This is a genomic window from Algoriphagus sp. (genome assembly GCF_024642405.1).
GTDB lineage: Bacteria > Bacteroidota > Bacteroidia > Cytophagales > Cyclobacteriaceae > Algoriphagus.
The window spans coordinates 1-6,308 of the sequence record NZ_JAHEBC010000223.1 but is presented as its reverse complement, the minus strand read 5'-3'; the positions used below and the strand labels follow the sequence as shown (position 1 = coordinate 6,308).

Annotated in this window: 4 protein-coding genes and 1 pseudogene; 4 read left to right on the top strand and 1 reads right to left on the bottom strand. The window is 37.8% G+C overall.

Annotation, left to right across the window (positions count from 1 at the left end; all coding sequences use genetic code 11):
• Window positions 1–284, top strand: a pseudogene (locus tag Q0L68_RS14640) (glycosyltransferase WbuB); the annotation flags it as partial.
• Here the strand turns inward: Q0L68_RS14640 and gldB are convergent.
• The gene (gene gldB, locus Q0L68_RS14635) at window positions 247–1,251 is read right to left on the bottom strand and encodes a gliding motility lipoprotein GldB (RefSeq protein WP_296704648.1); all 1,005 of its coding nucleotides are present in this window, start codon (window positions 1,249–1,251) and stop codon (window positions 247–249) included. The pseudogene Q0L68_RS14640 and the gene gldB sit on opposite strands and share 38 nt — an antisense overlap.
• A 107-nt stretch (window positions 1,252–1,358) precedes the next feature.
• Between gldB and Q0L68_RS14630 the strand changes: the two genes are divergently transcribed.
• The 3 genes from Q0L68_RS14630 to Q0L68_RS14620 all read left to right on the top strand — a co-directional run bounded on the left by Q0L68_RS14630 (window position 1,359) and on the right by Q0L68_RS14620 (window position 6,148).
• Window positions 1,359–2,363 (top strand): radical SAM/SPASM domain-containing protein, encoded by a 1,005-nt coding sequence (locus Q0L68_RS14630; protein WP_296704646.1) that lies wholly within the window; start codon window positions 1,359–1,361, stop codon window positions 2,361–2,363.
• Window positions 2,364–2,492: 129 nt separating this feature from the next.
• The gene (locus Q0L68_RS14625; RefSeq protein WP_296704644.1) at window positions 2,493–5,081 is read left to right on the top strand and encodes an SLBB domain-containing protein; all 2,589 of its coding nucleotides are present in this window, start codon (window positions 2,493–2,495) and stop codon (window positions 5,079–5,081) included.
• Window positions 5,081–6,148 (top strand): exopolysaccharide biosynthesis protein, encoded by a 1,068-nt coding sequence (locus tag Q0L68_RS14620; protein WP_296704642.1) that lies wholly within the window; start codon window positions 5,081–5,083, stop codon window positions 6,146–6,148. The genes Q0L68_RS14625 and Q0L68_RS14620 overlap by 1 nt, the downstream gene beginning before the upstream one ends.
• Window positions 6,149–6,308: the final 160 nt, after the last annotated feature.

Here is a 6,308-nt window from a genome sequence, read left to right as displayed (position 1 = left end):
CAGGAAAAGCTATTTTGATTAATCATAAAGGATGGGTTTACCAGCTTACAAAAGAGTATGAGCTTGGAATTCCATTTCTTCCAGGGAAATTAGAACAGAGTTTTAAACGAATAGAAGCACTGGAAGCTAATCCTGAAAAATTGACTCAAATGAAGCGAAATTCTAGGAATTTGGCAGAAAAATACTTTTCAAAAGAGCTTGCAATTTCAAGAGTACTTCGAATATTAGATCCTAATAAATTTCCTCCTAATTCCCAGGACGAGGCCTATATCCTGACTGCCTGAAGATTTGTTCAGCATCTGGGTTTGCCATCAATTCAGGTAGAGACCCATCCTGGTTAAATTGATAATCGTCCACAATATTCCATCCTAACCACCGACCTAATCTTCCTGGGGCTTTTGTACTGATCGCATCTGTAAACGGAGCTTCCCCCAAGTACTTTGTAATGTCAAAAGGGTTGGTTTCATAGAGTAACTCATTTTCAACAAAATGAGCCCAGATATACTCTTCATTGGCATAGCATTCTGCAATTTCATCTTCAGTATACCCTATTATAAATTGATCTGAGGTACAGGGTAAGATCGCTTTGGTGAAATGGTATGCTTTTCCATAATAAATCATTTCAGCCAACATGGTATTGTCCTGAGGATTGATTTCATTGAAACGAGAAGAAAGTGCCGTTATAATCATGGGAACTATAAAGGGTCTATCATAACGCTCAGCCATGTAGCGAGGAAGGTCAGGCTGGAAAGAATGAGTAGTCGGTAAATAGTAATCCAGACCAATCACTATCAGATCCTCAGTAATGATTAAATCCGAATTAAAACCACTCAGAAATGTGTAAACCTTAGGAACTTTGAATTCCGGGAAATAATATTTGATGGATTTAAAGGCATTCTCCAAATCCTTCTCTATATCGGAAAAATCCTGAAACTGAAATTTTACCGAATCATAAAGTAGGGTCATTGCAGAATCTTGATGGATAGCAATCAATTCGGAAATTAAAGAATCAGGGCTTGTATAAAGGCTTTTTCCCAAATAGTCTTCCGCAAAGTCCGGATATTTTTCAAGCAGGAATTCGAAATCTTCTTTTGATGAAGCATTAAAAAACTCATCTTCCAGTCTGGTGATTTTCACTGTCAAATCCAGATCTAAAATCTCCTGATCGATCTGGCATTCTTCAGTTTTTTTACCGCAGGAGAATACTAGAATGATAATAATGGAAAGGAAAGAAAATCTTATGAATTTCATATCGAAGGCTATTTCTGGTTCAAAAGTAATTAAACGATTGGAAGTACTTTTTATTAATTCGAATAAATACTCTTTGCTGCACCAAGTCATTTGATTTACTTGCCGATGTGAAAAACAAATGGATCACAGCTTTAGCAATTTTCAACTATCTAACTTTTTTAAAGGTCTGGAATTATTTTCTATTGCATATTTCATTTCAGATTTCAAGGCTTATCCGGAAACCTGTGTTATGGGGTAAACCAACCACTTTATCTGTAGAACCTACTACGAGTTGCAATCTTAGATGTCCGGAATGTCCATCGGGTCTTCGTTCCTTTACTCGGCCCACGGGTATGCTTCAGGATCAATTGTTTGAAAAAGTGATTCTTCAGTCCAAATCTTATTTGACCTGGCTGCATTTATATTTTCAGGGCGAACCATTTTTGAATCCCAGATTCTTAGAAATGGTCAAGTTTGCAGATCAAAACAAAATCTTTACCTCAACTTCCACCAATGCGCACTATTTGGATAAAGTAACAGTAGATAAAATCCTTAAAAGTGGCTTGAAACAGTTGATTGTATCTATGGATGGGATTACTCAAGAAGTTTATCAGCAATATAGAGTAGGTGGTAATTTGGAAAAAGTGCAAAAAGGACTTAAGCTTTTGATAGAGGAACGGGAAAAAATTGTGAATAATTACCCCAGAGTAATCCTTCAGTTTTTGGTTACCGGACAAAATGAACATCAAATCCCTGATTTAAAATCTTGGGCTAAAAAGATGAAAGTGGATGAATTACAATTAAAAACAACCCAGGTATATGATTTTGAGGAAGGTTCAGAATTGATTCCTTCCGATTTGGGATATTCTAGATACATTCCATCAGGTGATGGAAAATGGAAGCTTAAAAAGAAGTTGGAAAATAAGTGTTGGAGAATGTGGCAAGGTGCAGTGGTAACCTGGGATGGTCAAGTCGTGCCTTGTTGTTTTGATAAAGATGCGAGCCATGTCATGGGAGAATTAAAGTCCCAGACTTTAATGGCTATCTGGAATTCTAATTCCTATCAAGCATTTAGAAATCAACTTTTTATGGATAGATCGCAAATAGAAATTTGTAGAAATTGCACCGAATAGACTTTTTTTGAGTTTTCGGGAAAGCAGGTTTTTGGAACTATATTTGGTAGAATTAAGAAATTGACGGATTTTTAATGTCCATATTTGTTCGACGTACACCCGGATTGATCGGTACACCAAGCCTATAACATGATTTTAAAGAAAAGATTCTGGTACTTTTTTGCCTTGCTTGCCTTCCTTGGATTGGCAGTTCCAACATTATATGCTCAGCAAAATACTGATCTGACCAGAATACAGGTCGATGAAATGAGTGATGCTGAGGTGCAAGAATTGATAAATCGAGCTTCATCAGCAGGTTTGTCAATTGAGGAGTTTTTGGAATTGGCAGAACTCAGGGGAATGCCAGCTTCCGAGGTCGCAAAATTGAAAGCAAGAATTGGGAATTTAGATCTTGGAGAGCCAGGCCTGAAAAGATCATCGGATGTTTCAAAAAGAGATCCTAGAAAGCAGGCAGATTTTGATCTGATTGCTGGAGGTTTTTTCAATCCTCAGCAAGAATTGGAAATCACAGATTCAGAAAATGAGATATTTGGCACCTCGATCTTTTATCAGAAAAACAGGAATTTAACCTTTGAGCCAAGCTTAAATCAAGCTACTCCAAATAGCTATATTTTAGGTCCAGGGGATTTGATTTATGTAGATATCTATGGAGAGTCTGAGCAATATTATGAGGCTACAGTAAATCCTGATGGGTTTGTACTTTTGGATAATATCGGTCCGGTGTCAGTCTCAGGGAAGAGTATAGAGGAAGCAAGCGGAATCATTAAAAATCGGGTTGGAAGATATTATACTGGGTTAAGTGGAAGTAATCCTACCACTTTTTTAAATGTTACTTTGGGTGATGTAAGAACGATAAAAGTACATATTCTAGGGGAAGTAAGATTACCTGGTACTTTTACACTTAGTGCTTTTTCAACAGTTTTCAATGCACTATATGCAGCGGGTGGTCCTAATGCAAATGGTACAATGCGAGCGATTAAATTGGTAAGAAACAATAAACAGATTGCGGAGATTGATGTCTATGATTTATTGATCAATGGTACCGCGGATCTCGATAGACAGCTTCAGGATCAGGATGTGATTTTAGTAACTCCTTTTATTTCCAGAGCAAAAATAAGAGGAGAAGTGAAGCGTCCAATGACTTTTGAAATAGCTGGTGAGGATACCTTTGAAGATCTTTTAAATTATGCCGGAGGCTTTACCGACGAAGCTTTTAAAGACCGAGTAGCGATTTCCAGAATTACAGGGAATCAGCGTTCTGTTTCTGATGTATACCAAAATCAATTCAATTTATTCCTACTAAAAGGAGGAGATGAAATTACTGTTCAAAGAATTTTGAACCGCTATTCCAACAGGGTTCAGATCAAAGGTGCAGTATTTAGGGAAGGGACTTTTGCTTTGTCTGATGGACTTACCCTATCCCAATTGGTGAAAAATGCAGAAGGTCTTAGAGGAGATGCCTACACTTCGCAAGCAAGTATTCTAAGAACAAAAGAGGACCTAAGTACTGAAATGATGCAACTAAATCTCAAGTCTATTTTGGATGGTACTTCAGAAGATATTCCATTGCAAAGAGAAGACGTGGTTCGCATCGCCAGCATCTATGATATCAATAATGAGAAATATGTTCAGATTTTAGGTGAGGTTAAAAGACCTGGAGTCTATCCTTATTCCAAAACCATGAAAGTGGAGGAGTTGATAATTATGGCTGGGGGATTACAGGAATCTGCCAATACACAAGATATTGAGATTGCCAGGAGATTGGAAGATGCAGATTTAGGTACCCTATCTGAAATCATTCCAGCACAGGTGAATGCAGATCTATCCTTTAATCCAGATGGTAAAGCTCTTCAACCATACGATCAGGTGATTGTTAGAAAAAGAGCAAATTTTAACATGCAGAAATTGGTAGCTGTTGAAGGGCAGGTCAATTCTCCAGGAATTTTTGCAATTCAGACTAGTGAAGAACGGATTTCTGATTTGGTGACAAGAGCTGGTGGACTTAACCAGTTTGCTTATTCCAAAGGAGCGACTTTGATTCGAAGAACGGAATTCTTTAATACCGAATCTGAGCAACTCAGAAGACAAAGAAATCTGGAAGATTTAAGATTACAGCTTCTGGCAGACCCAAATAATTCAGAAGCTCAGGAAGAACTTTTGGCGAGGCTTTTCAAAGATTTGCCAAAAGAAAAAGAATCACCGGTTGACACACAACTTGCACAAACGAAGAAAGAATCTCTAGATCAAATTGCTTCTGAAACTCCGGGATTTGCGGTAAAAATCAAAGAAACCGAAGCGGTCGCTATTGACTTAGAGGCAATCATAAAAAATCCGGGTTCAGAAGACGATCTATTACTGGAAGAAGGAGATATTTTATCAGTTCCAAAACTTTTGCAAACAGTGAGAATGCGGGGTGATGTGGTTTATCCAACTACTTTAAGACATGAATCCAATCGAAGCTTGAAGCATTATATCAATGGGGCAGGAGGTTTTGAAAGAAGAGCCAATAAAAAACAGACTTATGTAGTATATGCCAATGGAGCGGTGAAAAGAACAAAAGGGTTCTTAGGAATTAGAAATTTTCCACCAGTAGAGCCAGGGGCTGAAGTGATCGTTCCGACAAAAGGTCCTAAAGTTCCACTGAGACTGGGAGAAATCGTAGGTATCACGACGGGATTAGCAACATTAGGACTCGTTATTTCTCAAATTAACTGGTAATGGCAGGAAATAAACATTTTTCAGATAATCAATTTACGCTAAAGGAAGTTTTTCAAAATTTATCCAGTTGGATCAGCTATTTTCTATCTCAATGGAAAATATTGATTCTCGCGGGAATCATAGGAATAGCCTTAGGTGCATTGGTTTCTATCTTTAAAAAGCCAGTATTCCACGCAAATACTTCCTTTGTATTGGAGGAAGGAGAAGCTGGGGGTATGGGACAGATGTCTGGCCTAGCGTCCCTTGTCGGGGTAAACCTTGGATCACTGGGAAGCACCAGTGGACTATTTCAGGGCGATAATATTATGGAACTCTATCGATCTGATCGGATGCTTGACGAAGCATTATTAAGTCCTTTTGATGCAAGTGAATTATTGATAGACCGCTTTATTTCTTTTGAAGAGATAGATAGAAAATGGGCTTCCAAAGTTGATATTTCTTCTATGGACTTTTCGATTCCCAGAGAGAGCTTTACCACTTCCCAAGATTCTGTTGTCAAAGAAGTGGCAAAACTTATTAGGGAAAAACAATTAAGTGTCGCCAAACCTGATAGGAAATTAAGTATCATTGAAGTGACCGTTTCCTCCAAAGACCAGTTATTTGCAAAGGTTTTTAACGAGCGTTTGGTAGAGAATGTCAATGAGTTTTACAAGGATACTAAAACGAAAAAGACCAGTGAAAATCTCTCTATCTTACAATCTCAGGCAGATAGCGTCCGGTCAATTTTAGATCAAAGCATTGGTGCCTATGCTTCTGCTACCGACAAAATTCCAAATGCAAACCCTTTACTTTCCGCAGCGACGGTTGATGTCAAAAAACGTCAAATTGATGTTCAGGCAACTGGTGCTGTGTACGAGGAAATCGTGAAGAATTTAGAGATTGCCAAGGTAAATCACCGTAATAATTCCCCTTTAATTCAAATAATAGATTCTCCAAGATTGCCTTTAGAAAGAACGGAAATCAGATTGGTCAAAGGAATGGTTTTTGGATGCGCGATAGCAGGGTTGCTGACTTTATTAGTGGTCTATTTCCGACGGTTGTATCAAAAACATGCGCAGGAAAGCTAAATTAAAGCTGCCATGTTAGAGAAACTTTTACTACTTCCAATTGGTAATTTCATAAAGAATAAGTCGATACAGAATTTTCTTTTTTTGGCGATTATTCAATCATCTAATGTGCTTATTTCAATTATAAGCATGCCCTTACTCATTCAAAATATTGGAGTTG

What these genes read in the sequence shown, in the direction of transcription:
- gldB (WP_296704648.1), bottom strand. Translation starts at nt 1,251, where the DNA reads ATGAAATTCATAAGATTTTCTTTCCTTTCCATTATTATCATTCTAGTA.
- Q0L68_RS14625 (WP_296704644.1), top strand. Translation starts at nt 2,493, where the DNA reads ATGATTTTAAAGAAAAGATTCTGGTACTTTTTTGCCTTGCTTGCCTTC.
- Q0L68_RS14620 (WP_296704642.1), top strand. Translation starts at nt 5,081, where the DNA reads ATGGCAGGAAATAAACATTTTTCAGATAATCAATTTACGCTAAAGGAA.